The organism is Mycobacterium sp. IS-1590, from assembly GCF_001500025.1.
In the GTDB taxonomy this organism is placed as follows: Bacteria; Actinomycetota; Actinomycetes; order Mycobacteriales; family Mycobacteriaceae; genus Mycobacterium.
In genome coordinates this window covers 285809-312719 of the sequence record NZ_LQIW01000001.1, presented here as the reverse complement: position 1 = coordinate 312719, position 26911 = coordinate 285809, and the positions used below count along the sequence as shown (strand labels likewise).

Below are 26911 nucleotides of genomic sequence, written 5' to 3'. Positions count from 1 at the left end.
GTCACATGCGACGTCACATGTCGGCCAGGCCGCCGCCCGCGAGCCCGACGATGAGGTAGATGACGATCACGACCGCGCCGGCGATCGCACCCCAGACCGCCCACTTCTTCGCGTCGTCGGACGCCTTCTGCGCCTGGGCGTACTGGCCCGACTGCCACAGGCCGGACACCTTGCTGGCGTTGACGATCGACACGATGCCAAACGGCAAGCAGCACAACACCGTAACGAGGATGCCCCACACGAGGTTGCTGTCGGGCTGTTGCGCCGGATAGCCGGCGGGCGGTGGCCCATAACCCTGCGGCGGTGGCGGCGGAGGCTGGGGCGGATAGGTCATGGGGTCCCTTTTCTCGAGTAGCACCCTGTCGGAGCGACAAAGCCCGCTCAATATAAGGCAATTGTTTGCTGGGCGCGTCAATTTCACATCGCTGCAGTAGGTTCATCGGCACGCAGGTATGTCTGCGCGCGATAACGGGAATGGGTGATTCGTGCCTGAAAGCGAAAGACGAACCGAAAAATTAGGGCTACCCGCCGGGATCCGCGCCGCGTTGTTCGACCTCGACGGCGTGTTGACAGACACCGCGAGCGTGCACAAGAAAGCATGGAAGGCGATGTTCGACGACTTCCTTCGGCGACGAGCCGAGCAGACCGGCGAGGTGTTCACACCGTTCGACGTGCAAAGCGACTACCTGAATTACGTAGACGGCAAGAAGCGCGAGGACGGGGTGCGGTCGTTTCTGTCGAGTCGGCACATCGAGTTGCCCGAGGGCGATCCCGACGACCCTGAGACGACCGAGACCGTCCACGGTCTCGGCACCGCGAAGAACGAGATGTTCCAAGAGATCCTGCGGACCGACGGCGTGGAGGTGTTCGAGGACTCGCGCCGCTATCTCGAAGCGACGGCCGCCGCGCAGTTGGGCATCGCGGTCGTGTCGTCGAGCGCCAACACCCGCGAGGTGCTCGAGCTGACCGGGCTTGCCCAGTTCGTCCAATATCGCGTGGACGGTGTCGTGTTACGCGAGGAGAACATCGCGGGTAAGCCCGCGCCCGATTCGTTCCTGCGCGCGGCGGAACTTCTCGGCGTCGAACCCGAGCACGGGGCCGTGTTCGAAGACGCACTCTCCGGGGTGGCCGCGGGACGGGCCGGACGCTTCGGCGTGGTGGTCGGTGTCGACCGGGTCGGCCAGGCGGAAGCGTTGCGGCGCAACGGGGCTGACATCGTGGTGTCCGATCTCGCGGAGCTGCTCTCATGAGCCTGCACGACGACATCTACCCCGTGGAGCCGTGGCAGGTCCGCGAGAGATCGCTCGACCTCAGCGTCCTGGCCCAGTCGGAGTCGGTGTTCGCGTTGTCCAACGGCCACATCGGCATGCGCGGAAATCTCGACGAAGGCGAACCGCACGCATTGCCCGGCACCTACCTCAATTCGTTCTACGAGGTTCGTCCCCTTCCGTACGCCGAGGCGGGATACGGCTGGCCCGAGGACGGACAGACGGTCGTCAACGTCACCAACGGCAAATTGATGCGCCTGCTGGTCGACGACGAACCATTCGACGTGCGTTACGGGGAGCTGCTCGATCACGAACGCATTCTGGATTTTCGGGCCGGCACGCTCACTCGCACCGCGTGCTGGCGTTCTCCGGCGGGCAAGAAGATCAAAGTCGCTTCCACGCGGATCGTTTCGCTTACCCAGCGCAGTGTCGCGGCCATCGAGTACATCGTCGAGGCACAGGACGAATTCGCCCGCGTCACGGTGCAATCGGAACTTGTGGCCAACGAGGAGTTGCCGCCGTCGACCAATGATCCGCGGGTATCGGCCGTCCTGGAACGACCGCTGGAGCCGGTGCAGCACGAACACTCCGAACACGGCGCGATCCTGCTGCACCGCACCCGTGCGAGCAACCTGATGATGGCCGCGGCCATGGACCACGACATCGAGGTTCCCGGTCGGGTCGAGGTGGACACCGGCGCGGGCCAGGATTGGGCCAACACGACGGTCATCTGCGGCCTGCGTCCCGGACAACGCCTGCGCATCGTCAAGTACCTCGCCTACGGGTGGTCCAGTCTGCGGTCGCGCCCGGCGTTGCGCGACCAGGCGGCGGCCGCGCTCAGCAGTGCCCGCTACACCGGCTGGCAGGGGCTGCTCGACGCCCAGCGGGACTACCTCGACGACTTCTGGGACGGTGCGGACGTCGAGGTCGAGGGGGACCCCGACTGTCAGCAGGCGGTACGGTTCGCCCTCTTCCACGTCCTGCAGGCCAGCGCGCGCGCCGAGCGTCGCGCGATTCCCGGCAAGGGCCTGACCGGGACGGGCTATGACGGCCACGCCTTCTGGGACACCGAGGGTTTCGTCCTGCCGGTGCTGACTTACACCCACCCGTCGGCTGCGGCCGACGCATTGCGTTGGCGCGCTTCGATTCTCCCGCAGGCCAAGGAGCGGGCGACGCTGTTGGACCTCGACGGTGCCGCCTACCCATGGCGCACCATCCGCGGTGAGGAGTGCTCGGCTTACTGGCCGGCTGGCACCGCGGCCTTCCACGTCAGTGCCACCATCGCGATGGCGTTCGAGCGCTACCGCATTGTCACGGGCGACCATTCCTTGGAAGAGGAGTGCGGGCTGCGGGTGCTCATCGAGACCGCGCGGCTGTGGGCATCGCTCGGTCACCACGATCGTCACGGGGTGTGGCACGTCGACGGCGTGACGGGTCCCGACGAGTACACCGCCATCGTGCGGGACAACGTGTTCACGAACCTGATGGCGGCCGCCAACCTCCGGGCAGCCGCCGACGCATGCGGCCGCAATGTCGACGCCGCCCAGGCGGCCGGCGTCTCCACCGAGGAGATGGCCGCGTGGCGTCACGCCGCCGACGCCGCCCACATCCCGTTCGACGAGGAGCTGGGTGTGCACCCGCAATGTGACGGTTTCACGACGCTGCGCGAGTGGGATTTCAACGCCAACACGGTTTACCCACTGCTGATGCACGAACCGTATGTTCGGCTCTATCCGGCGCAGGTGATCAAACAGGCGGACCTGGTGTTGGCGATGCACTGGCAGGGCCACGCGTTCACCGCCGAACAGAAGGCCCGCAACGTCGACTACTACGAACGACGCACCACCCGCGATTCGTCTCTTTCGGCGTGTACACAGGCGGTGATGTGTGCCGACGTCGGTCATCTCGAACTCGCCCACGACTACGCCTACGAGGCGGCGATGATCGACCTGCGCGATCTCCACCACAACACCCGCGACGGCCTACACATGGCATCGCTCGGCGGGGCGTGGGCGGCGATGGTGGCGGGATTCGGCGGGCTACGAGACGACGAAGGGGTACTCGAGCTCAACCCCCGGCTTCCCGACGGGATCTCTCGACTGCGATTCCGGTTGCGGTGGAGGAACTTCCGCCTCACCGTCGATGCCGATCACGACGACGTCACCTACACGCTGCGCGACGGCCCGGAAGGTGAGCTGCTGATCCGCCATGGTGGAGAGGATCTTCAGCTCACGGCGCGGGAGCCGACCACCGTGCCGGTTCGCTGGTGCAAGCCGCTGCTGCCGACTCCTGCCCAACCGCCGGGCCGGGAGCCGGTGCGCCGACGCCCGACCTAGCCGGAGACGTCAGGCCATCTGCTTGTGGCCGGGCAGACCGCCGGTCGCCTCGAAGACCACGCGCTTGCCGATCTCGACGGCGTGGTCGGCGAACCGTTCGTAGTAGCGCCCGAGCAGCGCGACGTCGACGGCCGAACACACCCCGTCCTGCCACTTGTGGTCGATCAGCAGGGTGAACAGGTGCCGGTGCTCGGCGTCGACGGCATCATCCTCGTCGCGCAGCCGCGCCGCCTTGTCGGGATCACGCGACAGCAGCACCTCCTGTGCGGTCTTCGCCAGCTGGACCGCGCGCGCACCCATCTCGGCGAAGCTCGCGCGGACGTCGGACGGTAACGCGCAATCGGGGTGGCGCAACCGGGAGATGCCTGCCACGTGCGCCGCCAAAGCGCCCATCCTGTCGATGTCCGCGGCGATGTGGATGGAGCCGACGACCGTGCGCAGGTCACTTGCCACGGGCTGTTGCAGCGCGAGGATCCGCAGCGCCGCCTCCTCGGCCCGCCGGTTGAGCGCGATGATGTGTTCGTGGTCGGCGATGACCTGCTCGGCGAGCGAGAGGTCAGCCTCGAGCAGGGCCTGCGTGGCGCGCTCAAGCGCGCTGACCGCCAGCCCGCACATCTCGCCGAGCTGGGCACTCAGTGCGGCCAGCTGCTCTTGATAAGCGGTCCGCATCTGCGTCAGTTACCCGAATCGCCGAAACCTCAACCGGCCGAGGTGACCGGTTGGATCGGCAACCAGCGCAGCGCCGCCGGTGCGTGGTCCGGAACGACCGGGTTCTGCGGCGCGACGGGCGCCAGCCGCCGATACGGCTGCCCCTGCTCCGGCCGCAGGTCCTGCTCACCCTTGTTCGGCCACAGCGACGCCGCGCGCTCGGCCTGAGCGGTGATCGAAAGTGATGGATTGACACCGAGATTCGCCGAGATCGACGCACCGTCGTGCACCGAGAGCGTCGGATAGCCGTACACCCGGTGATACGGGTCGATGACGCCGTGCTGCGGGTCGTCGCCGATGGCGGCGCCGCCGAGGAAGTGCGCGGTGAGGGGGATGTTGAACAACTCACCCCAGGTGCCGCCCGCGACGCCGTCGATCTTCTCGGCGATTCGGCGGGTGACCTGATTGCCGACCGGGATCCACGTGGGGTTGGGCGCCCCGTGCCCTTGTTTGCTCAAATAGCGCCTGATCCCGAACTTGTTCCTCTTGGTGAACGTGGTGATCGAATTGTCCAAGTGCTGCATGACCAACGCGATCAACGTGCGTTCACTCCAACGGCGGACGTTGAGCAGCCGCAGCGTGCCGCGGGGATCCTTGCGGCCGTTGATGAACAGCTGTTTCCACCGCGGCGTGTCGGTGCCTTCCGGCCCGTGGCCGTCGGTCATCAACGTCTGCAACAGGCCCATGGCGTTGGAGCCCTTGCCGTAGCGCACGGGCTCGATGTGAGTGTCCGGGGTGGGGTGGATCGACGATGTGATCGCCACACCGTGCGTCAGGTTCAGGTCGTCGGAGACCTCGAAACGTCCTGCGCCGACGATGGATTCGGAGTTGGTGCGGGTCAGCACACCGAGCTTGTCGGACAGGTTGGGCAGCTTGCCCTTGTCGCGCATCTTGAACAGCAACCGCTGGGTGCCCCACGTGCCGGCCGCCAGCACCACGTGCGATGCGGTGAAGGTGCGCTTCTGCTTGCGGACCCAGCGACCGGTCCGGACGGTGTGCACATTCCACAGCCCGTCGGGGCGCTGCTCGAACCCGGTGACCGTGGTCATCGGGTGGATCGTCGTCCCGAACTTCTCGGCCAGGTAGAGGTAGTTCTTGACCAGTGTGTTCTTGGCGTTGTGACGGCAGCCGGTCATGCATTCGCCGACCTCGATGCATCCCTTGCGTGCCGGTCCGGCACCGCCGAAGTACGGGTCGGGCACGGTTTCGCCGGGTGCCTTCGTGCCGTCCGGGCCGAAGAAGACACCCACGGGTGTCGGCACGAACGTGTCACCCACGCCCATTTCCTCGGCGACCTCCTTGACGACGCGGTCGGCGTCGGTGAACGTCGGGTTGGTGACGACGCCGAGCATGCGCTGCGCCTGGTCGTAGTGCGGCATCAACTCCGCGCGCCAGTCGGTGATGTCCTTCCACTGCGGGTCGTTGAAGAACGGATCCGGCGGGACATACAGCGTGTTGGCGTAGTTCAGCGAGCCGCCTCCGACACCCGCTCCGGCCAGGATCATCACGTTGCGCAGCAGGTGGATCCGCTGGATGCCGTACATCCCGAGTTGTGGCGCCCACAGGAACTTGCGCAGATTCCACGAGGTCTTGGCGAAGTCCTCGTCGGCGAAGCGCCTACCGGCTTCGAGCACCCCGACCCGGTAGCCCTTCTCGGTGAGCCGCAGCGCAGTGACGCTGCCGCCGAACCCCGAACCGATCACCAAGACGTCGTAGTCAGGTTCCATGCGTCCAGTATGGCGTTACCGAGGGGTAACTTTCCACGACGGTCAGATCGCGACCGCGGTGCCGCAGATGCCGCACACCTCGAACTGACGACGGTTCCAGCGCGCCACCGGAACGAAGAACAGCGAGAACTGCTTGAACTCGCGGACCCGCGACCACTGCGTGGTGTTGTGGCAGCGTGGGCAGGCCCGAACCTCTCCCGCACCGAGATGCTTCTGTTTGGTGCCATAGCTGAAGAGGAAGAAGAACACCTCGTCCAGCGTAGGCGCTGAGAACTCAGCTTCCGACGGTCAGACCGACCTTCTGGAATTCCTTGAGGTCGCAGTAACCGGCCTTGGCCATCGAGCGTCGCAGCCCGCCAACCAGGTTCAGCGAGCCGAACGGATCATCGGACGGCCCGGTCAGCACCTGTTCCAGCGATGGGCGCTCGCCCATCGCGACCTGCAGGAACGCACCGCGGGGCAGCGACGGATGCGCGGCGGCGGCCGGCCAGTACCAGCCCTGGCCCAACGCCTCGGCCGACGTGGCCAGCGGCGTTCCGAGCACCACCGCATCGGCGCCGCACGCGATGGCCTTCGCCAGATCACCGGAGGTGTGCATATCGCCGTCGGCCAGGACATGGACGTAGCGTCCGCCGGTCTCATCGAGGTATTCGCGGCGCGCGGCGGCGGCGTCGGCGATGGCGGTGGCCATCGGGACGCTGATCCCGAGCACCTCGTCGCTGGTGGTCACACCGCTGGTCGAGCCGTAGCCGACGATGACGCCGGCCGCGCCCGTCCGCATCAGGTGCAGCGCGGTGCGGTGGTCGAGGACCCCGCCCGCGACGACGGGCACGTCGAGCTCGGAGATGAAGGTCTTGAGGTTCAGCGGTTCCCCGTTGGACGCCACCCGCTCGGCGGAGATGATCGTGCCCTGGATGACCAACAGGTCGATGCCCGCGGCGAGCAGTGTCGGTGTCAGCGCGCGGGCGTTCTGCGGGCTGACCCGCACCGCCGTCGTCACACCGGCCTCGCGGATGCGCGCCACGGAGGCGCCCAGCAGATCCGGGTCCAGCGGGGCGGCGTGGAACTGCTGCAGCAGCCGGATCGCGGCGGAGGGTTCGGGCTCCTTCTCGGCCGCCTCGATCACCTGCGCGATCTTGGCTTCGACGTCCGCGTGCCGACCGATCAGCCCCTCGCCGTTGAGCACACCGAGCCCGCCGAGCCGACCGATCTCGATGGCGAACTCCGGGGACACCAACGCGTCGGTGGGATGGGCCACCACCGGGATCTCGAACCGGTAGGCGTCCAGTTGCCAGGCCGTCGACACATCCTGGGACGACCGGGTGCGCCGCGACGGCACGATGTTGACGTCGTCGAGTTCGTAGGTGCGGCGGGCGGTTCTGCCCATGCCGAGCTCAACCATGTCTCGCATGGCCAGTTTCTCCTCTAGCGGGTGTAGTAGTTCGGCGCCTCGACCGTCATCGTGATGTCGTGCGGGTGGCTCTCCTTGAGCCCCGCCGCGGTGATCTGCACGAACTGGGCCTGCTGCAACTGCTCGATCGTCGCCGACCCGGTGTAGCCCATCGCCGCGCGCAGCCCGCCGGTGAGTTGGTGGATCACCGTCCCCAGCGGACCGCGGAACGGTACCCGGCCCTCGATTCCCTCCGGGACGAGCTTGTCCTCGCTGAGCACGTCGTCCTGGAAGTAGCGGTCCTTGGAGTAGGACCCGCGCAACGCCCCGGCAGCGCCGCGGCCCTGCATGGCGCCGAGCGACCCCATCCCGCGATAGCTCTTGAACTGCTTGCCGTTGACGAAGATCAGCTCGCCGGGCGACTCTGCGGTGCCCGCGAGCAACGAGCCCAGCATCGCGGTCGACGCGCCCGCCGCCAGGGCCTTGGCGATGTCACCCGAGTACTGCAGCCCGCCGTCGGCGATGACCGGCACACCATACGGACGACAGGCCGCCACCGCTTCCAAGATCGCGGTGATCTGCGGTGCTCCCACGCCGGCGACCACGCGGGTGGTGCAGATCGAGCCGGGCCCGACCCCGACCTTGACGGCGTCGGCACCGGCCTGCGCCAGTGCGGATGCGGCCGCACGCGTCGCGACGTTGCCGCCGATCACCTCGACCCGGTCGCCGACGGCGGCCTTGACCCGACTCACCATGTCCAGCACGCCGCGGTTGTGCGCGTGCGCGGTGTCCACCACCAGCACGTCGACGCCCGCGTCCACCAGCGTCATCGCCCGCGTCCAGGCGTCGTCACCGACGCCGACGGCCGCCCCGACGAGCAGCCTGCCGTCCTTGTCCTTGGTCGACAGCGGGAACTGTTCGGTCTTGACGAAGTCCTTGACGGTGATCAGCCCGGTCAGCTTGCCGTGCCCGTCGACGATGGGAAGCTTCTCGATCTTGTTGCGGCGCAACAGTCCTAGCGCAGCCTCGGCGGACACGCCCTCGCGTGCGGTGATCAGCGGGGCCTTGGTCATGACCTCGGAGACGGGCTTGGACTGATCCACCTCGAAGCGCATGTCGCGGTTGGTGATGATTCCGACCAGCTCGCCGGTGTCATCGACGACGGGCAACCCCGAGATCCGGAACCGCGCGCACATCGCGTCGACCTCGGCCAGCGTGTTGTCCGGCGAGCAGGTGACCGGATCGGTGACCATCCCGGCCTCGGAACGTTTGACCGTCTCGACCTGGCCGGCCTGCTCGGCCACCGGCAGGTTGCGGTGCAGCACGCCCATCCCGCCGGCGCGGGCCATCGCGATCGCCATGCGCGATTCGGTGACGGTGTCCATCGCCGAACTCACCAGCGGCACCTTGAGCCGGATTTTTCTCGTCAGCTGGCTCGAGGTGTCGGCCGTCGCGGGCACCACGTCAGAGGCGGCGGGCAGCAGCAGCACGTCGTCGAAGGTCAGGCCGAGCATGGCGACCTTCGTCGGGTCATCCCCGCCGGTGGGCACCGGCACCGCGATGGGGATGCTGCTTTCGGCGATCGACATGGTGGGGGCCTCCAGAGACAAACGCAGCCGAACACTGTCGTCGAGCTAAGAAACCATCCTATCGGCTGGGGACCGTCATCCCCGTCTCACGTGCCATGACGCACATAACTATTGATACGACGACGACGTGGGCGTGACGGCTAGCGTTATCCCCGCCCCGCTGCGTAGTGTGGACTCGTGCGTGACCACCTGCCTCCGGGTTTGCCACCGGACCCGTTCGCCGATGACCCGTGCGACCCTTCGGCTGCCCTCGACGCGCTCGAGCCGGGCCAGCCCCTGGACCCGCAGGAGCGGACGGCGGTCGAGGCCGATCTCGCCGATCTGGCGGTGTACGAGGCACTTCTGGCGCACCGGGGCATCCGCGGACTGGTCGTGTGCTGCGACGAATGCCAGCAGGACCACTACCACGACTGGGACATGCTGCGCGCCAACCTGCTGCAACTGCTGGTCGACGGCACGGTGCGGCCGCACGAGCCCGCCTACGATCCCGAACCCGATGCCTACGTGACGTGGGACTACTGCCGCGGCTACGCCGATGCCTCGCTCAACGAAGCGACGTCGGAGTCCGACGGCTATCGCTGACTAGCTCGGCTCCTCGACCGCGTCCGGGACGGTCACCGTGGTGACCGCAGTTTTCGGCGTGGGTGCCTGCACGGTCGGTTGCTGCGAGGTCGGCGCGGCCGACGGCAATTCCTCTTCCTGCTGCTCGACCACCGCCGGCGGAGACGACGGCGTCGGAACCTGAACCCGAGTGCTCGGAGTCGGTAGCGGCGCATCCGCCGTCGCGGTCGGCTGTGCGGTCGGCTGCGCTGTCGGCGTCGGCTGCGCCGTCGGTGTCGGTAGCGCCGTCGGCGAGTCCGGAACCGACGTCGGCTGCGGGGTGGCGCTCACCGGGGGTGGCGGCGCGCTCACCGTCGGCGACGTGGGTGACGGAGCGCCCGGCGCAGCCGTCGTCGAAGGCGACGGCGTGGTCGTCTCCGGCGAGGTCGACGGGGTGGTCGGCGGTGACGTCGTGGGAGTGGTCGGCGGTGCAGTGGTCTCCGACGAGGTCACGCCGTCGCTGGGAAGCACGACGACCTCGGGGAAGGTCGGTGGCGGCGCATTGGGCGGCAGGGTGGCCGCCGGGTCCTGGGACTCGACCTTGACCGTCAGTTCCTGCCACTGCGTGACCAATTCTTCTTTGCGCACAGTGTCGTTCACCGTCGCCACGGTGGTCGTCAAGGTCTCGAGCTTGTCCTGGGCGGCTTGCCACTGACCCTGCTCGATCAGTTGCTGCACCTCGGCCATCTGAGTCTGTGCGGCCAGCACGACCGCGTCGTCGCGGGTGTCGTGTTGCTCGCCGAAGAGCATGGTCCGCAGACCGTAGAGTGAGTCGCCCGGCCCGGAGCCGGCGACCACCGCACCGAACCCGCCGATACACAACACCGCGGCCGCGGCCGATCCGACGACCGCCAAGGATGTCCGCGTACGCCGCCGCGACGCCGCGGCGCGGTCAAGCGCCAGCACCGCATCGCGCGGAGTCACCGTCGCGGTCAGGGGCGCGCTGCGGATCTCGTCGCGCCAACCCGACAGCAGCTGAGCCAGTTCCGCCTCACTGGGATCGGTCGAGTACACCGGCTGCTGTGTGGCCAGCGAATCGAGGAACCGATCGGTGCGGTTGATCTCGTTGAGCGAGGGATCTCCCCCGTTGGAGGTCCAGCGTCCGAAGTCAGGCATAGTCACGCCCCGTCGCGACGATCTCGGACTTCAGTCGCGCCAGCGCACGGTGCTGGGCGACGCGGACGGCGCCCGCCGTGCTGCCGACCGCCTCAGCGGTCTCCTCGGCGCTCATTCCGACGACGATGCGCAGGATCAGGATCTCGCGCTGCTTCTCGGGAAGCACCGCCAGAAGCTTCTTCATCCGTGCCGACGCTTCGGCATCGAGCGCCATCTGCTCGGGTCCGGCGTCCAGCGAGAATCGCTCCGGCACGACGTCGGTCGGGTCGGATCGATTCCTGGCTGCGGCGCGATGCGCGTCAGCAACCTTGTGGGCGGCAATGCCGTACACGAAGGCCAGGAACGGTCGTCCCTGATCCTTGTAGCGCGGCAGCGCCGTGATGGCGGCCAAGCAAACCTCCTGCGCAACGTCGTCGGCTGAGAGGCCACTGCGCTCTGTCGCCCCTACCCTTGCCCGGCAGTACCGAACAACGATCGGGCGAATGGTCTCCAGCACCTCCCGGAGCGCGTCTCGGTTCCCTGCCACAGCCTCAGCAACGACAGCATCGAGACGTTCTCCCGAAAATGTCATCGTGGGCGATCTCTCCAACGTTACGAACGGGACCGGATCCGGTAGACCGGTCAGCTAAACAATAACTTTCACTTCCGTGTGGACCCGGTTACCGCACCGCCCACACGCCGCCCCGCCGACGCACTGTATCGGCACAACGGTCGCGGATCGCCACCATGTCGAGTGTCGGATGCGCGCCGCTGCCGATGTCGGCCAGCAAGCAGGCCAACGCCCACTGCAGCGGAACCATTCCGAAACGCCGCGTTTCGTCGAACGCCGCGTCGGCCAACGATCGTGCGACGGTCATGTCACCCGCGCTGCACCGGGCGGCGGCGTGCACGACCGACGACTTCACCTGGTGGCGTACCGAGCCGAGGGCCGCGGCGTCGGCGGCGGCGCGTTCGGCGTGACCCACTGCGGCCGCGCCGCGGCCACGCGCCATCGCCAGCTCGGCCGACACCCAACCCAGCCGCACCCTCAGCCTCGGCGGCGCCGGATCCGACATCAGCTCGGCCGCGCGGTCCAACGCCCGCGCCGACGCCTCGAACCGGCCCACTCCCAGCGCGTCGGCCGCCAGACCGATCAGGGCATCTGCGGCCGCCTCGGTATCGGATCCGGCGAGCGTCAACGCCCGCCCGTCCCATCGCCGCGCTCGGGTGTGCCAGCCGAGTTGACGGAGGAACGACGCCTCGGTGCTGTGCGCCAACGCTCGTTCGGGTCCCGCGCTGCGGAACAGCGCGGCCAGATCGACGCGCGCGCTGGCATAACGGCCCTGTCCGCCCGCCGCGACGGCGCGCAGCCACAACTCGCGGGCGGTGGCGCCGGCAGGCAACGGCCAACGGCCGGGATCGTCACCGAATGCGGCTGCGGCCAGAACGGTCTCTGACATCGAGTGGCGACCGTATCAATTGCGGCGCGGCATTGGTTAACAATTGGTGGTCGCAATGTTACTTGCATGTAAGCGGGCGGAGTTTGCCCGCGAACCGGAAATTGACGCGAACTGGAAAAATGGTTTCCGCGGTCCACCGCGTTCGGTTCGTTTAGCACCGTTCTCGTTGCCTGTGCGTCGCAATGATGAACGTGAGGTAAATTCTTGGCCTGCGGTTATGTCAATAAGCACATAGGCAGGCTATTGACGAGATTTCGTGAGCGCCCATACTTTGTCTCCACGAGTGGTCATCGGCGACTTGAGCTCGAATCGGTTTTGAACTCACTCATCCGTTCGTTTCCGAAATGGATGTGCAGAGAGGGGTTTCCAATGCCACAACCGCAGCAACTGCCCGGACCCAACGCCGACATTTGGGATTGGCAGATGGCCGGACTCTGTCGGGGCGTCGATTCCTCCATGTTCTTTCATCCCGACGGGGAGCGCGGCCGCGCCCGCGCGCAACGGGAGATGCGCGCCAAGGAGATGTGCCGTAAGTGCCCGGTGATCGCCCAGTGCCGCGCGCACGCCCTCGCCGTCGGCGAGCCCTACGGCATCTGGGGCGGGCTGTCGGAGTCCGAGCGCGAACTTTTGCTGAAACGCGGCATCCGGCGCGCCTCCTGATCGCCCGTGGGCAGCTACCCGCGGTCGGCAAGCGTGTGCAGCACCGAATCGGTTGTCGCCCAGTCCATGCACTTGTCGGTGACCGACTGCCCGTAGGTCAGGGGACGGGATTCGGGGGCCTGCGCACCGGCGACAAGGAAGCTCTCGAGCATCACCCCGCTGACCGGTAGACCGTCGCGCACCAGCTGCGCAACCTCTGCGGCGACCAGCGCCTGGCGGACGTGATCCTTTCCGGAATTCGCGTGGCTGCAATCGATTACGACGCGCCCCGGCAATCCGGCCGCGGTCAGCTTGGCTGCCGTCGTCTGGACGGCTTCGGCGTCGCAGTTCGGCCCGTTGGTACCGCCGCGCAGGATGACGTGACAGTCCTCGTTGCCCGCGGTGTTGACCAAGGCACCGCGCCCGAGATCGTCCATGCCGAAGAAGACGTGCGGCGCGGCGGCGGCCTTGACCCCGTCCACGGCCACCTGAATGTTGCCGTCGGTGCCGTTCTTGAAGCCGACGGGCATCGACAACCCGGATGCCAATTGGCGGTGCACCTGGGATTCGGTGGTCCTGGCGCCGATGGCACCCCACGCGACGGCATCGGCGATGTACTGCGGGCTGGTCGGCTCGAGGAACTCACATCCGACCGGCAAGCCGATGTCGACGATGTCGAGCAGCAGGTGACGGGCGATACGCAGGCCGCGCGCCACGTCGAAGGTGCCGTCCATGTCCGGATCGTTGATCAGGCCCTTCCACCCGATCGTGGTGCGCGGCTTCTCGAAGTAGACCCGCATCACGATCTTGAGGCGGTCGCTGAGCTCGTCGGCCACCTTGACCAGACGGCTGGCGTAGTCGAGCGCCGCCGACGGGTCGTGCACCGAGCACGGTCCCACGACCACCAGCAGCCGGTCGTCGCGGCCCGCGAGGATGTCGGCGATCTCCTCCCGGTCGCGCACCACTCGCTCCGCACGCCGGGCTCCCAGCGGGAACTCGGTGAGCACCTCGTGCGGGCTGGGGATCTCGCTGAAACCGCGGACCCGCCGGTCCGAGGTGGCGGGCGGGGTGGCGGTCTGCGCCAGGTTCATCTTCGGGTGCCTTTCTCAGATGTTGTGGGCGCCCGGTGAAAGCCCCGGGCCCTTGAATGACAGAAGGCAGCGACCTGGTGGTCACTGCCTGGGCTCCGGGTGGATGCGTCGCTTAGCGCTGCGCTTTATCGGCTCCGCCCGGAGCCTCGATAAAGCGCCAATAGCCGGCGCGCGTCGCGATGTTCACGCCGACCAGGTTATACCGGGCCCGGATCTTTGCCAAAACGGTCAACGGTTGAGGGCGGCGATCTGGTCGAGGAACGCCCGTGCGGCCCGCGATGCGCTCGCGGAGACGGCGATGCCGAGGCGGCGGACCGTCTGCGGGACCAACGGTCGGCTCACGACTCCGGGCACCTCGGGCAGGCCGGCGACCGGCAGGATGCTCACACCCAGTCCGCCCCGCACGATCTCGAGGGCCGCTGAAATCTCACGCGCGTCGAAGGCCAGGTCGAGCTCCACACCCGCCTGTCGAGCAATCGGCATGAACACGTCGGCGCAGCCACCTTTGCCCCGCACGAAAGGCACGCTCGCCAGGTCGGCATAGGTGACGACCTCTTTCGACGCCAGATCGGAGTCGGCCGGCACCACCGCGGCCAGCACCTGGTCCCCGAGCGTCGCGGCTTCCAACCCTTTGACGGGAAGGCTGACGACGCCCGCCTCGGCCACGCCCTGATCGAGCCAGTCCAGGACTTCTTCCTCGCTCCCCTCGAGCAATCGAATGGCGACAGCCGGGTGACGGCGTGCGTAGGCGCGAAGTTGTGGGGCGACGAACGGCCCCGTTGCGGTCGGCAGGCTGGCCATCCTCAGCGTGCCGGTGACCCCGCCGGATAGTCCGGCCACCTCGGTACGCAGCAACGTCAAGTGCCGCAACGCTTCCCGGGCGTGCGTGAGCGCAACCGCACCGGCCTCGGTGAGCGCGAGAGCGTCGCGGCGCCGGATGAACAGCTTCGAGCCGAGCTCTTTTTCGAGGGTGGCGACAGTGCGACTGACGGCCGGCTGGGACAACCCGAGGCGCCGGCTCGCGGCTGTGAAGCCGCCCTGCTCGGCCACGGCCACGAAGGTGGTCAGTTGCACCAGCGTCGGCATCGGCTCTCCATATCAGGGGCGCAATCGCCCCATAACAGGTTAGTTATCAACATTTCCACTTGCACAATGTTTCAGTAATGGTAAGCCGCGTGTAAAGGAGAACCACAATGACAGAGTCGACATCGCCGATGGTGTACGCGCCGGATGACATCGTCTGGCACCAGACCGATCTCGGTCGGGCCTTCTGGGTCAGCGACGACTTGGTCGGCACCCAGTACTCGACACTGTTCAGTGCCCAACTGACCAAGTTCGGCCCCGGTGGCGGGTCAACGCCGCACCACCACGACTACAACCACACCTTCTTCTTTCTGACCGGCACCGCTTGCCTGCGCATCGGCGGTCGCAGTTGGGACGTCACGCCCGGCACGTTCGTCAAGGTACCGGCCAACGCGCAGCACAGCTTGACCAATACGGGCACCGAAGACCTTGTGTTCCTGGTGATTTACGACCCGCCACACGTCGCGACCGATTAGATCATCGCGTCACGGGATGCGGGTCCAGGGTTGGCAGTTCCGCGACTCGAAGGCCTTCACCGACGAGTTGATGTTCGCGTTCATCGGACCGACGGACATGTTGGTGGCGACGACGTTGTCCTTGTTCGTATCCGGCGTGCTGTAGGTGAACCACACGCACATCGAATCCTCGGTCGGCACATCGTTGATGTAGACCGCCCAGGTCGACGCCGAACCGCCCGTGTTGTAGACCCCCGGCGCGATGTCGGGGCCGACGAGAAAGAATCCGTTGCCGGGTATCGGGTTCATCGGGTCAGCGGCGACCGGTGGTGCAGTCGCGATCGCGGTCATACCGACGATCACCGCCGCCGCTCGGAACAGACGTGTCAGTGGCATACGTCCTCACCACCTCGTTGTCAGGTTCTCGCAGCGTAAACCCCAGTATCGCGATGCATGCGGGATTCTGACGACCGAGCACTCACCCTTGTACGAAAAGTTGACCGTTGGAGGTTCGCCCCAAACGAGAACACCCCCGGCCACCAGACCGGGGGTGCTTCGTATTGCTACTCAGTGATGATGGTGATGGCCGTGCCCGTGGCCGTGGCCGTCGTCCTCCGGCTCCTCGGGCTTGTCCACGACAGCCGTCTCGGTGGTCAGCACCATGCGGGCCACCGACGCCGCGTTCAGCACCGCCAAACGCGTGACCTTGACCGGGTCGACGACACCGTCGGCCGTCAGATCACCGTAGGAGAGCGTCGCCGCGTTGAAGCCTTGTCCGGCAGGCAACTCGGCGACCTTGTTCACCACGACCGCGCCGTCGAGCCCGGCGTTGGTGGCGATCCAGTACAGCGGGGAACTGATCGCGGCGGCGAACAACTCGACACCGAGACGCTCGTCGCCGGAAAGGCTGTCGCGCAGCTTATCCAGTGCGCCGCGGGTCTGGATCAGGGCCGCACCGCCACCGGCGATGACACCCTCTTCGACAGCGGCCTTGGCCGCCGCGACGGCGTCCTCGACTGCTTCCTTGCGCTTCTTCAGATCGGTCTCGGTCGCGGCGCCCACCTGAATGACGGCAACGCCGCCGGCCAGCTTGGCCAACCGCTCCTCGAGCTTCTCGCGATCCCATTCCGAATCGGAGACCTCGATCTCGGACCGAAGCTGCGCCTTTCGCGCCTCGATGGCCTCCTTGGTGCCGCCACCTTCGACGATCGTGGTGCTGTCCTTGTCCACCACGACGCGTCGAGCGGTGCCCAGCACCTCCAGACCCACCTCGCGCAGCATCAGGCCGACATCCGGATTGACGACCTGGCCGCCGGTGACGACGGCGAGGTCGTCGAGGAACGCCTTGCGGCGGTCGCCGAAGAACGGAGCCTTGACCGCCACGGCCTTCAGCGTCTTACGGATGGCGTTGACCACCAGTGTCGAAAGCGCCTCGCCCTCAACATCTTCGGCGACGATCAGCAGCGGTTTACCCGCCTCGGCGACCTTCTCCAACAGCGGAAGCAGGTCGGGCAGCGAGCTGATCTTCTCCCGGTGCAGCAGCACCAGCGCGTCCTCGAGCACCGCCTCCTGGGCGTCGAAGTCGGTGACGAAATACGCCGAGAGGTACCCCTTGTCGAAGCCGACGCCGTCGGTCATCTCCAGGTGGGTCTCCAGCGTCGAGGACTCTTCGACGGAGACGACGCCGTCGGCGCCGACCTTCGTCATCGCCTCACCGACCAGCTCGCCGACCTTCTCGTCGCGAGACGAGACAGTGGCGACCTGGGCGATGGCGTTCTTCTCCGACACCGGCGTGGCCGCGGCCAGCAAGGCATCCGACACCGCGTCGGCGGCCTTGGCGATGCCCGCGCCGAGCGCGATCGGGTTGGCGCCGGCGGCGACGTTGCGCAGCCCGCCCTTGACCAATGCCTGAGCCAGCACGGTCGCGGTGGTGGTGCCGTCGCCTGTGACGTCGTTGGTCTTGGTGGCCACCGACTTGAGCAACTGCGCCCCGAGGTTCTCGAACGGATCCTCCAGGTCGATCTCACGGGCGATCGTCACACCGTCGTTGGTGATGGTCGGCCCGCCCCACGACTTGGCCAGCACCACGTTCTTGCCGCGCGGCCCCAGGGTCACCCGCACCGCGTCGGCCAGCTTGTCCACGCCGGCTTCCATTGCGCGGCGCGCGGTTTCGTTGAACTCAATCTGCTTACTCATAGGTGTCTTTCTTTGAGTCGCAATTCGCTATAGACGCATGCCGCCCCGGAAATCACCCGTGTGGACGGGGATTCCCGGGGCGGAACACGGGTGCTTACTTGTTGACGACGGCCAGCACGTCGCGTGCCGAGAGGATCAGGTACTCCTCGCCGTTGTACTTGATCTCGGTGCCGCCGTACTTGCTGTAGATGACGGTGTCGCCCTCGGAGACGTCCAGCGGGATGCGCTTCTCGCCGTCCTCGTCCCAGCGGCCGGGGCCAACTGCGACGACGGTGCCTTCCTGCGGCTTTTCCTTGGCGGTGTCGGGGATGACCAGACCGGATGCGGTCGTGGTCTCGGCCTCGTTGGCCTGAACGAGGATCTTGTCCTCGAGTGGCTTGATGTTCACGCTCGCCACGATGGAGCCCTCCACTAGTTCGGGTGTCGATCCGGGTACCCGGATCTCTCAATTACCAGGTGTTCGGCATGCATCCGTGCCCACGCACCGTCGTCGCGGGTGCCGGCGCAGGGGTTGGCCGCGTGCCACCTAGCACTCTATACACGAGAGTGCTAGCACTCAAGGCCGGGTATCGACAAGATCAGGCCACTTGTGCCTGCACGACGGGCAGGCCCGGATCGCTGACGGCATCCAGCCGCGACGGTGCCGCCCCGGCCGCGATCAGATGCGCTGCGAACGACGCGATCATCGCGCCGTTGTCGGTGCACAGGCGTGGTCGCGGAACCCGCAGCGTCAGCCCGTTGGCGGCGCACCGCTCCTCGGCCAGCTCACGCAACCGCGAGTTCGCCGCCACGCCGCCGGCGATCAGCAGCGTCGAGACGTCGAGCGCCTTGGCCGCCCGCACCGCCTTGAGGGTCAGCACGTCGGCGACGGCTTCCTGGAATCCGGCCGCCACATCGGCCGTCGCCGCCTCCGGGTGGCTTTCGACGTACCGGGCGACCGCGGTTTTGAGTCCGGAGAAGCTGAACGCGTACGGATCGTCGCGTGGGCCGGTCATGCCCCTCGGGAAAACGATCGCGTCCCGGTCGCCCTCGCGGGCCAGCTCGTCGAGCACCCTGCCGCCGGGATAGCCCAGGCCCAGCAGGCGCGCCACCTTGTCGTAGGCCTCTCCCGCGGCGTCGTCGACGGTGCTGCCGAGTTCGACGATCGGCTCGCCGAGCGATCGCACGTGCAGCAGGTTGGTGTGCCCACCCGAGACCAGCAGGCCGATGCTCTCCGGCAGCGGACCGTGGTCGTAGACGTCGGCGGCCAGGTGCCCACCCAGGTGGTTGACGGCGTAGAACGGCACCTGCCACGCCGCCGAATAAGCCTTGGCCGCAGCCACTCCCACCAGCAGCGCACCTGCCAGCCCCGGCCCGATCGTCGCGGCGACGACGTCGGGTCTGGCCACCCCGGCGGCCTGCAGCGCGCGGCGCATCGTCGGGCCCAACGCCTCCAGGTGCGCCCGGGAGGCGATCTCTGGGACCACCCCGCCAAAACGGGCGTGTTCGTCGACGCTGGAAGCCACCTCGTCGGCGAGGAGGCGCACCGATCCGTCGGCACCCAATTCGGCGATGCCGACGCCGGTTTCGTCGCAGGAGCTCTCGATGGCCAGGATGATCGTCATGTCGGATCTCGCCGCATCGTATAGGCATCGGCGCCGCTGGCCCGGTAATACCGTTTGCGCAGCCCCACATTGGTGAAGCCGAAGCTTTCGTACATCTTGATCGCCGCTTCGTTGTCGGTGCGAACCTCGAGGAAGACACAACCGCCCGCGGCGTGGCCCAGCAGCTCGGCCAGCATGCGCTTGCCGATCCCCTTGCCCTGATAGGCGGGGTCGACGCCGATGGTGTGAATCTCGTACTCGTACGGCTTCTTTCGGCCCAGGCGAGCGATGCCGGCGTAGCCGACGAGCTTGTCCTGATCGCGTGCGGCGACATAGCGGATGTGCTTGGCGGCGAGTTCGGCGAGGAAGGCCCGCTCGGGCCACGGATCGTCGCCGTCGAACAGTTGGGCCTCCAATTCGGCGCATCGGGCCGCGTCGGACGGCTTCAGCGGCCCGTACTGGATGCTCATCGCCTGGGCACCGAGGGTTTGGCGTCGGGCCGGCGCAGGTACAGCGGGACGAGCGGGGCCGGCTCGGCGTCCCAATCGGCCACGGCACGCACCAGCCCCGAGACGGTCGGATAGACGGGCTCCTGGCGGGGCAGATCGAACAGCGCCGCGTGTTCGGGCGAGCCGGCGACCGCGGTGGCGCCTGCGGGCACGTCCGCGGCTGTGCAGACGCCGGGTCCGTCGGTGCGCACCCCGTCGCGGTAGCGCGCCCAGTAGACCTCGCGACGGCGCGCATCGGTCACCACGAGCACGTCGCCGACGGTGTCCACCCCGATGGCGTCGAGGCTGCAGACGCCGTGGACCGGAATGTTCAGCGCGTGCCCGTAGGCCGCGGCGGTGGCCATCCCGACGCGCAGGCCGGTGAACGGTCCCGGGCCGCACCCGACGACCACCGCGGCCAGTTCATCGACACGGAGCCCCGCGTCGGCCAGCGCCTGCACCGCGTTCGGGGTGAGCTGCTCGGCGTGTGCGCGTGCGTCGACCGTCACCCGCTCGGCGAGCACCTCCATTTCGTGGAGGCGAACCACGCCCGCCGTCACCGCCGGGGTCGCGGTGTCGATGGCCAGTATGTTCACGCCTTGCTCCACTCCCACACCGCGTTGCGGACCTCCGTGTCGCGGGCACGCTCGAGCCGCACGTCGAGGTGGCTGTCGGAGAGCCGTTCGGCCAGCCCCTCACCCCATTCGACGACCACGACGGCGTCGTCGAGATCGGTGTCCAGATCCAGCGAGTCGAGTTCGGCCAGCAGGTCGACCGACGGGTGGTCGAGTAGGCGATACATGTCGACGTGGATCATCGCGGGCGCACCCGTTCGGCGGGCCCGGTGGACGCGCGCCAGCACGAAGGTCGGCGAGATCACCGGGCCCTCGACGTCCATCGCTTGCGCAATGCCCTTGGCGAGCACGGTCTTTCCCGCGCCAAGCGGGCCGGACAGGACGACGACGTCGCCCGCGTGCAGTTGCCTACCGAGTTCGGCGCCGAGCGCGACGGTGTCGTCTGCGGTCGGCAGTTCGGCCGTGCCCGAGCTGCGGTCACCCATTGTTGCGGACCTTCTCGCGCACCCGCCTCGTCAGCGCGACGAGCTTGGACGGTGTCGCGCGTTCGACGAGCCGCACCAGCGCCTCGTTGATCGCCTCGGGTTGTTCGAGCTGGACGAGATGTCCTGCGCCGCCGACGATCACCAGTTGCGCCTTCGGCAGCACCGCCGCCATGGCTTGCGAATACTCCATCGGGGTCAGCAGATCGCGATCGCCGCACGCGATCAGGGTCGGCACCTTGGCCAGCGTGGTCAGGCCGTCGATCTCGTTGTGCACCTCGAGCGCGTGCAGGAACTCGACGAGTGTCGCGATCGGTGTGCCGTGCATCATCCGCTCCGAGAACGCCACGACGCTCGGGCTGATCTTCTCGTCGCCGTAGGATCCCGCCCGCAGGATCGGCGCGATCACCGACTTCGCCGCCCCGCGGGTGCGGTGCACCATCTTGGGTGCGTACCGCACCGCGAACCGGACTGCCTCCAGTGCGGGGTTCTTCAAGATCTCGCCCAGCGGCGATCGCGAAACCCCTTCGGCCGCAGAGGAGATGATCGCCGCACCGACGATCCGCTTCGGATAGTGCTGCGGGAACTGTCGCGCGTGCGACAGCACGGTCATTCCGCCCATCGAGTGCCCGACCAGCACCACGGGGCCGCGCGGGGCCACCACCGCCAGCACCGCCTCCAGATCCTGTCCGAGTTGGGTGACCGAATAGGTCTCCGGCGGCGCCTCGTCTGACTGCCCGTGTCCGCGCTGGTCGTAGAACACCATGCGGACCTGTGGTCCCCACTGCTCGGTCAGCCTGACACGCTGAAAGTAGAAGGCGCCCATGCGCAGACAGAATCCGTGCGCGAACACCACGGTCAGCGGCGCGTCCTGCGGGCCGACCTCGCGGACCGCCAGCGACACACCGTCGGGCGTGGTGACGACCGAACTGCGGTCGGCGTCGAGGAGTTCGAAGTCCTCGTCCTTGTAGTGGTCCACGGTGTCGAGCCGACGCCGCAGCGAGCGCGCGGCCGACATTCCGGCCGCGCTGCCGACCGCGGTCAGACCCGCAGCGCCCGCGAGCCAGCGTCCGTTCGCGTTGCGGCGGCGTGGGGCAGGAATTTTGTCGTCCATCAATGTGTCTTGTCCATCGATCCGGTATAGGTCCGTACGAAGCGGCCACGCGGACTGGTCACGACCTCGTAGTTGATGGTGCCGAGCAGGTCGGCCCACTCCTGGGCCGTCGGCTCACCGTGGGTGCCCGGCCCGAACAGGATCGCATCGTCCCCTTCTACCGCCCCGCCCCCCGGCCCGAGGTCCACGACGAACTGGTCCATGCAGATCCGGCCGACATTGCGGCACCGCCGGCCGTTGATCATGACGTCGATGCGGTTGCTCAGCGGGCGGAACACCCCGTCGGCGTAACCGACCGGCAACAACGCCACCGTGGTGTCACGCTCGGCGACCCAGGTGTGCCCGTACGACACGCCGTCGCCCGCCCGTATCGACCGAACCAGCGCCACAGGGCATTTCAGTGTCATCGCCGGACGCAGTCCCATGTTCCCGCGTTCGGGTATCGGGGTCTGGCCGTACACCGCGATACCGGCGCGCACCAGGTCGAAGGCCAGATCGGGCCGGGTCATGGCGGCGGGGCTGTTGCAAAGGTGCATGATCTCGAACCGCACGCCCTGATCGGCGGCGTAGCTCCGCATCTCGGTGAGCCGCTGCGCCTGTACGTCGTTGAGCGGATCGTCGGGTTGGTCGCCGTGCACCAGATGCGACATCAGCCCCCGCAAGCTGACCGCTTCGTCGGCATGCGCCCGCTTGAGCGCGGCGATCATGGCCGGGAACTCCGCCGCGCCGACGCCGTTGCGGCTGAGCCCGGTGTCGGCCTTGATTGTGACCGAAGCGCTGCGCCCGGTGCGCGCGACGGCGTCGAGCAGGTCATCGAGTTGGCGCACCGACGACACCGCGATCTGTACGTCGGCGGCCACGGCGGGGGCGAAATCGGTACCGGGCGGATGCAGCCACGCCAGCACCGGAGCGGTGATGCCGTCGTGGCGCAGCGCCAACGCCTCGCCGACGGTCGCAACGCCGAGTTCGGTGGCGCCCGCGGCCAGCGCGACGCGGCTGACCTGCGCGGCGCCGTGCCCGTAGCCGTCGGCCTTGACGACGACCATCACCTGCGCGGTGCCCGCGAGGTCGCGCAGCAGCCGCACGTTGTGGGCGATCGCGTCGAGGTCGACCACGGTTTGGGGGGCCGCGATCGCGGTCGGCGTCGTCAGCTCGGTCGTGTGCATCGTCGTTTCACCACGGCCGATTGTCCCAGACGGGCGGCCAGGGGCCCGACGCGCTACGCCTGCGCCAGGCGGGTGCCGTCGAGGACCGTGAAGGCCATCAGGTCGCTGGGCTCGTCCAGCTCGATGCGGTGCCAATGGCCTCGGGGCACAATCACCGCCGAACCCGCGCGAACCGCGACCTCGTCCTCGGCCTCGCGGTCCCGCGCACGGATGATGATGCGGAAGGCGCCGCGAAGGCAGAAGACGAGCTCCTCAGCCTCGGGGTGCACCTCCCAGTGATCGGCGTGCACGTCGGCGTCGGTTGCGGCGTGCTCGGCCATCACAAACCATCCGGGTCGATCCGCTTCGAACGTGCGCGGCGTGTCGTGTACCTGCCCGTCGGGCAGCAGGCGGACCGCTGAGGTGTACATGTCGATCGGGTGCGTTCTCACGCGGGCACCTCCCGGTAGGCCGACACGGCGCGGCGCAACACGTCGGCGAGCTCGGTGAGCTGCCGCTGGGACACCTCGGCGGACAGGATGGCCTGCGAACCGTGGAAGGTGCCCGCCCATTGATGAAGTTCCACGGGCACCCCGGCCGCCAGCAGCCGCATCGCGTAGGCGAGCCCTTCGTCACGGTTCGGGCAGAACTCCGCGGTGGCCACGTACGCCGGCGGCAGGCCGGACAGGTCACTCGCGCGGGCCGGCGCCGCGTAGGGGGTGGCGGGGGCGCCGCCGAGGTAGTGCCGCCAGGACGCCGTCACCTTGGCGCGGTTCATCCAGGGGGTGTCGGTGAACGCACGCGCCGACGGAGTGTCCTGGCGATCGTCGAGCTCGGGTTGGTTGAGCAACTGGAAGCACGGGGCGGGCCCGCCTTCGTCGCGGACGCGCAGCGCGAGCGCCGCCGAGATACCGGCACCGGCACTGTGACCACCGATCGCGATCCGGTCAGGGTCGACGCCCAGTTCGTCGGCGTGTGCGGCAGTCCACTTCAGCACCGCGTACGCGTCGTCGAGCGCGGCAGGGAACGGGTTCTCGGGGGCCAGCCGGTATCCGACGGACACGACGGTGACGCCGGCACCCTCGGCGATGCGCATCGCCCAGGGATGCTCGGTGTCCCGATCCCCCATCACGAAGCCGCCGCCGTGCAGCCATACGATCGCGGCGCGGGCGCCCTGAGGACGGTAGACGCGAACCGGTACGTCGGGTGTGGCGGGCACCGTCATGTCCTCGACGTGCAAGCCGTCGACATTAGGTACCGGTATCGCCGCGGCCAGCGCGGCGAAGTTCTTCCGCTCTTCGGCCGGATTGGCGAAGTCAGCCTTCGGGAACAGCGCGAGGAACGCTTCGAGTTCGGGATCCATGTCCACAATGCTGGCGGTCACCCCCGTGCCAGTCATCCGACATTCGTCGGGCAAAACCACGAAACCCGCCGACGATCGGCTCCTATCCTGCGACACATGGAGGCGTTGGTTGCGCGGCTGTCGCGGCTGGATTCGGACGCCGAGGGCGCGCTGCGTGTGGTCCAGTTCTTCGACACGCTGATGCGCAGACGAGTGGATCTGCCCGCGCTGGGACGCGCCGCGGCGGGTCTGGCCGAGTGCACGACCGCAATCCGGTTACACGCCACCGGGCAGGCGATCCGGATGTCACCGGACGGCCGGGCAGCCCCCGAACCGTCGGGGGCTGCCTCGTCGGCCGCCGCCGTCGTCCTCGACGACGAGGAGATCGGCACGGTATGGCTGGAACGCGGTGGACCGATCGGGCCGCTCGACGAGATGGTGTTGGACCGGCTGGCGATCGCGGTGGCCGCGGTGGTCGAACGCTATGGGCCCGCCCAGACAACGATGGCCGATCCGGCGCTCGTCGAACTCGTGATCGGTTGTGACTCCGACGACGCTGCCCGAAGCCGTGCCCTGCGCCTGCTCGGCTTCCCAGCGGGCGATCCGGTGTGTGTCGTAGCGGTGCGTTCATCGCTCGCGCTGGACCGGATCGGCCGGGCCGTCTGCCCGGGCCGTCCAGTCAGGGCGGCGCGCCTGGCCGATGTCGGAGTCCTCCTGGCGGGCACGGTGAACGACTCGGCTTTCCCGCCCGAGGTCCGCGCCGGCATCGGCGCGGCACAAGCGCCCGACCGATGCTGGTACCAGGCGCGCACGGCCCTGCGCTTCACGACCACCAGACGGCCGATCGTGCGCTACGACGAGCTGGGCGCACTGTCGCTGCTCGCGGAGGTGTCCGGCGAAGCGGTTGCCGTGAACCCGGATGTCGCCGCGGTGAGCCGGTTGGCAGGCAGTGCCGACGATCTCGAAACTTTGGAGGCCTACTGCGCCACGGCGTCCCTGCGTCGGGCCGCCGACCTCTTGCACCTGCACCACAGCAGCGTGGCCCGTCGCCTCGAGAACCTCAGCAAGGCAATGGGATTCAACCTCACCGAACCCGGCGGGCTGCTGCGGGCCAGCGTCGCGGTGACCGCGTGGCGGTTGTCGGGGACCTGAGCGCTCAGTGCGCGAACGGCTGCAACTGGTTGAAGTGGCCGCGCGGCTTGAGCTCGTCGAGGTGGGAGAGCACGGTGACCATGTCGTCGTGCAGCGCTCGGGCCAGGTCCGCGGAGAACCCCTCCCGCACCACGATGCGCAACATCGTGACGTCGGTGGCGCCCTCGGGCATCGTGTAGGCGGGCACCTGCCAGCCGAACGCGCGCAGACCCTGCGAAATGTCGAACTCCGTGTAACCGAAGTCGCCGGTGAGCTTGAAACTCACCACGGGGATCGCCGACCCGTCGGCGACGACCTCGAAGTGCTCACTTTCGCGCAGTTGATCGCCCAGCCACCGCGCGGTCTGCGAAAGAGAATGCATCACTTGCGAATAGCCTTCACGTCCAAGCCTCAGGAAGTTGTAGTACTGGCCCACCACCTGATTGCCGGGTCGGGAGAAGTTCAAGGTGAACGTCGGCATGTCGCCGCCGAGATAGTTCACGTGAAAGACCAGGCCCTCGGGCAGGTACTCGGCGCTGCGCCACACCACGAAGCCGATTCCGGGATAGGTCAGGCCGTACTTGTGGCCGCTGACGTTGATGGACACCACGCGCGGGAGCCGGAAGTCCCATTCCAGGTCCGGGTGCAGGAACGGCACCACGAAGCCCCCGCTGGCGGCATCGACATGGACCGGGACGTCCAGGCCACCGTCGGCCGCGAGTTGGTCGAGCGCAGCGCAGATCTCACCGATGGGTTCCAGTTCCCCGGTGTAGGTGGTGCCCAGGATCGCCACCACACCGATCGTGTCCTCGTCGATGTGCTCGAGCACCTGCTCGGCTGTGATGACGTAGCGGTCCTCGGCCATCGGCAGGTATCGCGCCTCGACGTCGAAGTAGCGGCAGAACTTCTCCCAGACCACCTGAACATTGGCCCCCATCACCAGGTTCGGTGTCCGGCCTTTCCACTTGTCACCGACGCGTTCGCGCCACCGCCACTTCATCGCGAGCCCGGCCAGCATCACCGCCTCGCTGGAACCGATGGTCGAGACACCGATCGCGCTCGACGGGTCGTCGTCGCGCAGCCCTTCGGCGTGGAACAGATCGGCCACCATGCACACGCACCGCTGCTCGATCGCGGCGGTCGCCGGGTACTCGTCCTTGTCGATCATGTTCTTGTCGAACGTCTCGGCCATCAGCCGTTCGGCCTGCGGATCCATCCAGGTCGTGACGAACGTGGCCAGGTTCAGTCGCGAACTGCCGTCGAGCATCAGCTCGTCGTGGATGAACCGGTACGCGGCGTCGGGATCCATCGCGTCGTCGGGCAGCCGCAGCGACGGCACCGGCGCCATCGCCAGTCGTCCGGTGTAGGCGGGGGCGATCTGCGGTGCGTGACTGCGCGTGGGGGGCATGAGATT

At 67.7% G+C, this 26911-nt stretch carries 29 protein-coding genes; 6 read left to right on the top strand and 23 right to left on the bottom strand.

Annotated features, from left to right (window positions below; translation table 11 throughout):
* Positions 1-13 precede the first annotated feature (13 nt).
* Positions 14-334: a CD225/dispanin family protein gene (locus AU197_RS01535; RefSeq protein WP_064400609.1), complete on the bottom strand. Its 321-nt coding sequence runs from the start codon at positions 332-334 to the stop codon at positions 14-16.
* A 151-nt stretch (positions 335-485) separates the two neighbouring features.
* Here AU197_RS01535 and AU197_RS01530 point away from each other — a divergent pair, with 151 nt between their 5' ends.
* Positions 486-1250, top strand: coding sequence for a beta-phosphoglucomutase family hydrolase (locus AU197_RS01530; protein WP_064400608.1), 765 nt, complete (start codon positions 486-488; stop codon positions 1248-1250).
* On the top strand, positions 1247-3604 hold the full coding sequence (locus tag AU197_RS01525; RefSeq protein ID WP_064400607.1) for a glycoside hydrolase family 65 protein: 2358 nt from the start codon (positions 1247-1249) through the stop codon (positions 3602-3604). Before AU197_RS01530 ends, AU197_RS01525 begins: the two co-directional genes overlap by 4 nt.
* A gap of 9 nt (positions 3605-3613) precedes the next feature.
* On the opposite strand, the gene phoU is transcribed toward AU197_RS01525, so the two are convergent.
* Genes phoU through guaB form a run of 5 tightly spaced genes read right to left on the bottom strand, consistent with a single transcriptional unit; the run spans position 3614 to position 9018 of the window.
* Positions 3614-4273 carry a phosphate signaling complex protein PhoU gene (gene phoU, locus AU197_RS01520; protein ID WP_064400606.1) on the bottom strand — a complete coding sequence of 220 codons (660 nt, stop codon included), beginning with the start codon at positions 4271-4273 and terminating at the stop codon, positions 3614-3616.
* Positions 4274-4302: 29 nt separating this feature from the next.
* Positions 4303-6039: a GMC oxidoreductase gene (locus tag AU197_RS01515; protein ID WP_064400605.1), complete on the bottom strand. Its 1737-nt coding sequence runs from the start codon at positions 6037-6039 to the stop codon at positions 4303-4305.
* 42 nt (positions 6040-6081) lie between these two features.
* On the bottom strand, positions 6082-6288 hold the full coding sequence (locus AU197_RS01510) for a zinc-ribbon domain-containing protein (protein WP_064400604.1): 207 nt from the start codon (positions 6286-6288) through the stop codon (positions 6082-6084).
* 25 nt (positions 6289-6313) lie between these two features.
* Positions 6314-7441 carry a GuaB3 family IMP dehydrogenase-related protein gene (locus AU197_RS01505; RefSeq protein WP_197415444.1) on the bottom strand — a complete coding sequence of 376 codons (1128 nt, stop codon included), beginning with the start codon at positions 7439-7441 and terminating at the stop codon, positions 6314-6316.
* A gap of 23 nt (positions 7442-7464) precedes the next feature.
* A complete protein-coding gene (gene guaB / locus AU197_RS01500) occupies positions 7465-9018 on the bottom strand; it encodes an IMP dehydrogenase (RefSeq protein ID WP_064400602.1) in 1554 nt (517 codons plus the stop codon).
* Between the two features lie 177 nt (positions 9019-9195).
* Here guaB and AU197_RS01495 point away from each other — a divergent pair, with 177 nt between their 5' ends.
* Positions 9196-9600 (top strand): DUF5319 domain-containing protein, encoded by a 405-nt coding sequence (locus AU197_RS01495; RefSeq protein ID WP_064345682.1) that lies wholly within the window; start codon positions 9196-9198, stop codon positions 9598-9600.
* Here AU197_RS01495 and AU197_RS01490 read toward each other — a convergent pair whose 3' ends face one another.
* The 3 genes from AU197_RS01490 to AU197_RS01480 all read right to left on the bottom strand — a co-directional run bounded on the left by AU197_RS01490 (position 9601) and on the right by AU197_RS01480 (position 12173).
* On the bottom strand, positions 9601-10734 hold the full coding sequence (locus tag AU197_RS01490) for an anti-sigma-D factor RsdA (protein ID WP_064400601.1): 1134 nt from the start codon (positions 10732-10734) through the stop codon (positions 9601-9603).
* A complete protein-coding gene (locus tag AU197_RS01485) occupies positions 10727-11305 on the bottom strand; it encodes a sigma-70 family RNA polymerase sigma factor (RefSeq protein WP_064400600.1) in 579 nt (192 codons plus the stop codon). The genes AU197_RS01490 and AU197_RS01485 overlap by 8 nt, the downstream gene beginning before the upstream one ends.
* Before the next feature lie 88 nt (positions 11306-11393).
* Positions 11394-12173, bottom strand: coding sequence for a hypothetical protein (locus AU197_RS01480; protein WP_064400599.1), 780 nt, complete (start codon positions 12171-12173; stop codon positions 11394-11396).
* Positions 12174-12542: 369 nt separating this feature from the next.
* Here AU197_RS01480 and AU197_RS01475 point away from each other — a divergent pair, with 369 nt between their 5' ends.
* Entirely contained in the window at positions 12543-12833 is a 291-nt protein-coding gene (locus AU197_RS01475) for a WhiB family transcriptional regulator (RefSeq protein ID WP_064400598.1), read from the top strand.
* Positions 12834-12847: 14 nt separating this feature from the next.
* Here the strand turns inward: AU197_RS01475 and AU197_RS01470 are convergent, their stop codons facing one another.
* Together AU197_RS01470 and AU197_RS01465 are read right to left on the bottom strand one after the other, a co-directional pair.
* Positions 12848-13903, bottom strand: coding sequence for a 3-deoxy-7-phosphoheptulonate synthase (locus tag AU197_RS01470; RefSeq protein ID WP_064400597.1), 1056 nt, complete (start codon positions 13901-13903; stop codon positions 12848-12850).
* Positions 13904-14131: 228 nt separating this feature from the next.
* Positions 14132-14989, bottom strand: coding sequence for a LysR family transcriptional regulator (locus AU197_RS01465; protein WP_064400596.1), 858 nt, complete (start codon positions 14987-14989; stop codon positions 14132-14134).
* A 107-nt stretch (positions 14990-15096) separates the two neighbouring features.
* On the opposite strand from AU197_RS01465, the gene AU197_RS26410 reads away from it, so the two are divergent.
* Positions 15097-15462 carry a cupin domain-containing protein gene (locus AU197_RS26410; RefSeq protein WP_197415426.1) on the top strand — a complete coding sequence of 122 codons (366 nt, stop codon included), beginning with the start codon at positions 15097-15099 and terminating at the stop codon, positions 15460-15462.
* Positions 15463-15471: 9 nt separating this feature from the next.
* On the opposite strand, the gene AU197_RS01455 is transcribed toward AU197_RS26410, so the two are convergent.
* The 11 genes from AU197_RS01455 to AU197_RS01405 form a co-directional block, all read right to left on the bottom strand.
* The gene (locus AU197_RS01455) at positions 15472-15837 is read right to left on the bottom strand and encodes an Rv1352/Rv1906c domain-containing protein (protein WP_064400594.1); all 366 of its coding nucleotides are present in this window, start codon (positions 15835-15837) and stop codon (positions 15472-15474) included.
* A gap of 171 nt (positions 15838-16008) precedes the next feature.
* Positions 16009-17637, bottom strand: a complete 1629-nt coding sequence (gene groL / locus AU197_RS01450; RefSeq protein ID WP_064400593.1) for a chaperonin GroEL — start codon at positions 17635-17637, stop codon at positions 16009-16011.
* A 94-nt stretch (positions 17638-17731) separates the two neighbouring features.
* Complete coding sequence (gene groES, locus AU197_RS01445; protein WP_046754122.1) at positions 17732-18034, bottom strand: co-chaperone GroES; 303 nt, start codon at positions 18032-18034, stop codon at positions 17732-17734.
* Positions 18035-18215: 181 nt separating this feature from the next.
* A complete protein-coding gene (gene tsaD / locus AU197_RS01440) occupies positions 18216-19241 on the bottom strand; it encodes a tRNA (adenosine(37)-N6)-threonylcarbamoyltransferase complex transferase subunit TsaD (RefSeq protein WP_064400592.1) in 1026 nt (341 codons plus the stop codon).
* Positions 19238-19690, bottom strand: coding sequence for a ribosomal protein S18-alanine N-acetyltransferase (gene rimI / locus AU197_RS01435; RefSeq protein ID WP_064400591.1), 453 nt, complete (start codon positions 19688-19690; stop codon positions 19238-19240). The genes tsaD and rimI overlap by 4 nt, the downstream gene beginning before the upstream one ends.
* Positions 19687-20322 (bottom strand): tRNA (adenosine(37)-N6)-threonylcarbamoyltransferase complex dimerization subunit type 1 TsaB, encoded by a 636-nt coding sequence (tsaB, locus tag AU197_RS01430; protein ID WP_197415425.1) that lies wholly within the window; start codon positions 20320-20322, stop codon positions 19687-19689. The genes rimI and tsaB overlap by 4 nt, the downstream gene beginning before the upstream one ends.
* Positions 20301-20768 (bottom strand): tRNA (adenosine(37)-N6)-threonylcarbamoyltransferase complex ATPase subunit type 1 TsaE, encoded by a 468-nt coding sequence (tsaE, locus tag AU197_RS01425; RefSeq protein WP_064400590.1) that lies wholly within the window; start codon positions 20766-20768, stop codon positions 20301-20303. The genes tsaB and tsaE overlap by 22 nt, the downstream gene beginning before the upstream one ends.
* On the bottom strand, positions 20761-21879 hold the full coding sequence (locus AU197_RS01420; RefSeq protein WP_064400589.1) for an alpha/beta fold hydrolase: 1119 nt from the start codon (positions 21877-21879) through the stop codon (positions 20761-20763). Before AU197_RS01420 ends, tsaE begins: the two co-directional genes overlap by 8 nt.
* Positions 21879-23066 (bottom strand): alanine racemase, encoded by a 1188-nt coding sequence (gene alr / locus AU197_RS01415; protein ID WP_502687847.1) that lies wholly within the window; start codon positions 23064-23066, stop codon positions 21879-21881. The genes AU197_RS01420 and alr overlap by 1 nt, the downstream gene beginning before the upstream one ends.
* A gap of 32 nt (positions 23067-23098) precedes the next feature.
* On the bottom strand, positions 23099-23476 hold the full coding sequence (locus tag AU197_RS01410) for a cupin domain-containing protein (RefSeq protein ID WP_064400587.1): 378 nt from the start codon (positions 23474-23476) through the stop codon (positions 23099-23101).
* Complete coding sequence (locus tag AU197_RS01405; RefSeq protein ID WP_064400586.1) at positions 23473-24423, bottom strand: alpha/beta hydrolase; 951 nt, start codon at positions 24421-24423, stop codon at positions 23473-23475. The genes AU197_RS01410 and AU197_RS01405 overlap by 4 nt, the downstream gene beginning before the upstream one ends.
* Positions 24424-24483: 60 nt before the next feature.
* On the opposite strand from AU197_RS01405, the gene AU197_RS01400 reads away from it, so the two are divergent.
* Positions 24484-25518 carry a helix-turn-helix domain-containing protein gene (locus AU197_RS01400; protein ID WP_064400585.1) on the top strand — a complete coding sequence of 345 codons (1035 nt, stop codon included), beginning with the start codon at positions 24484-24486 and terminating at the stop codon, positions 25516-25518.
* 4 nt (positions 25519-25522) lie between these two features.
* Here the strand turns inward: AU197_RS01400 and gad are convergent, their stop codons facing one another.
* Positions 25523-26905: a glutamate decarboxylase gene (gene gad, locus AU197_RS01395; RefSeq protein ID WP_064400584.1), complete on the bottom strand. Its 1383-nt coding sequence runs from the start codon at positions 26903-26905 to the stop codon at positions 25523-25525.
* Positions 26906-26911 lie beyond the last annotated feature (6 nt).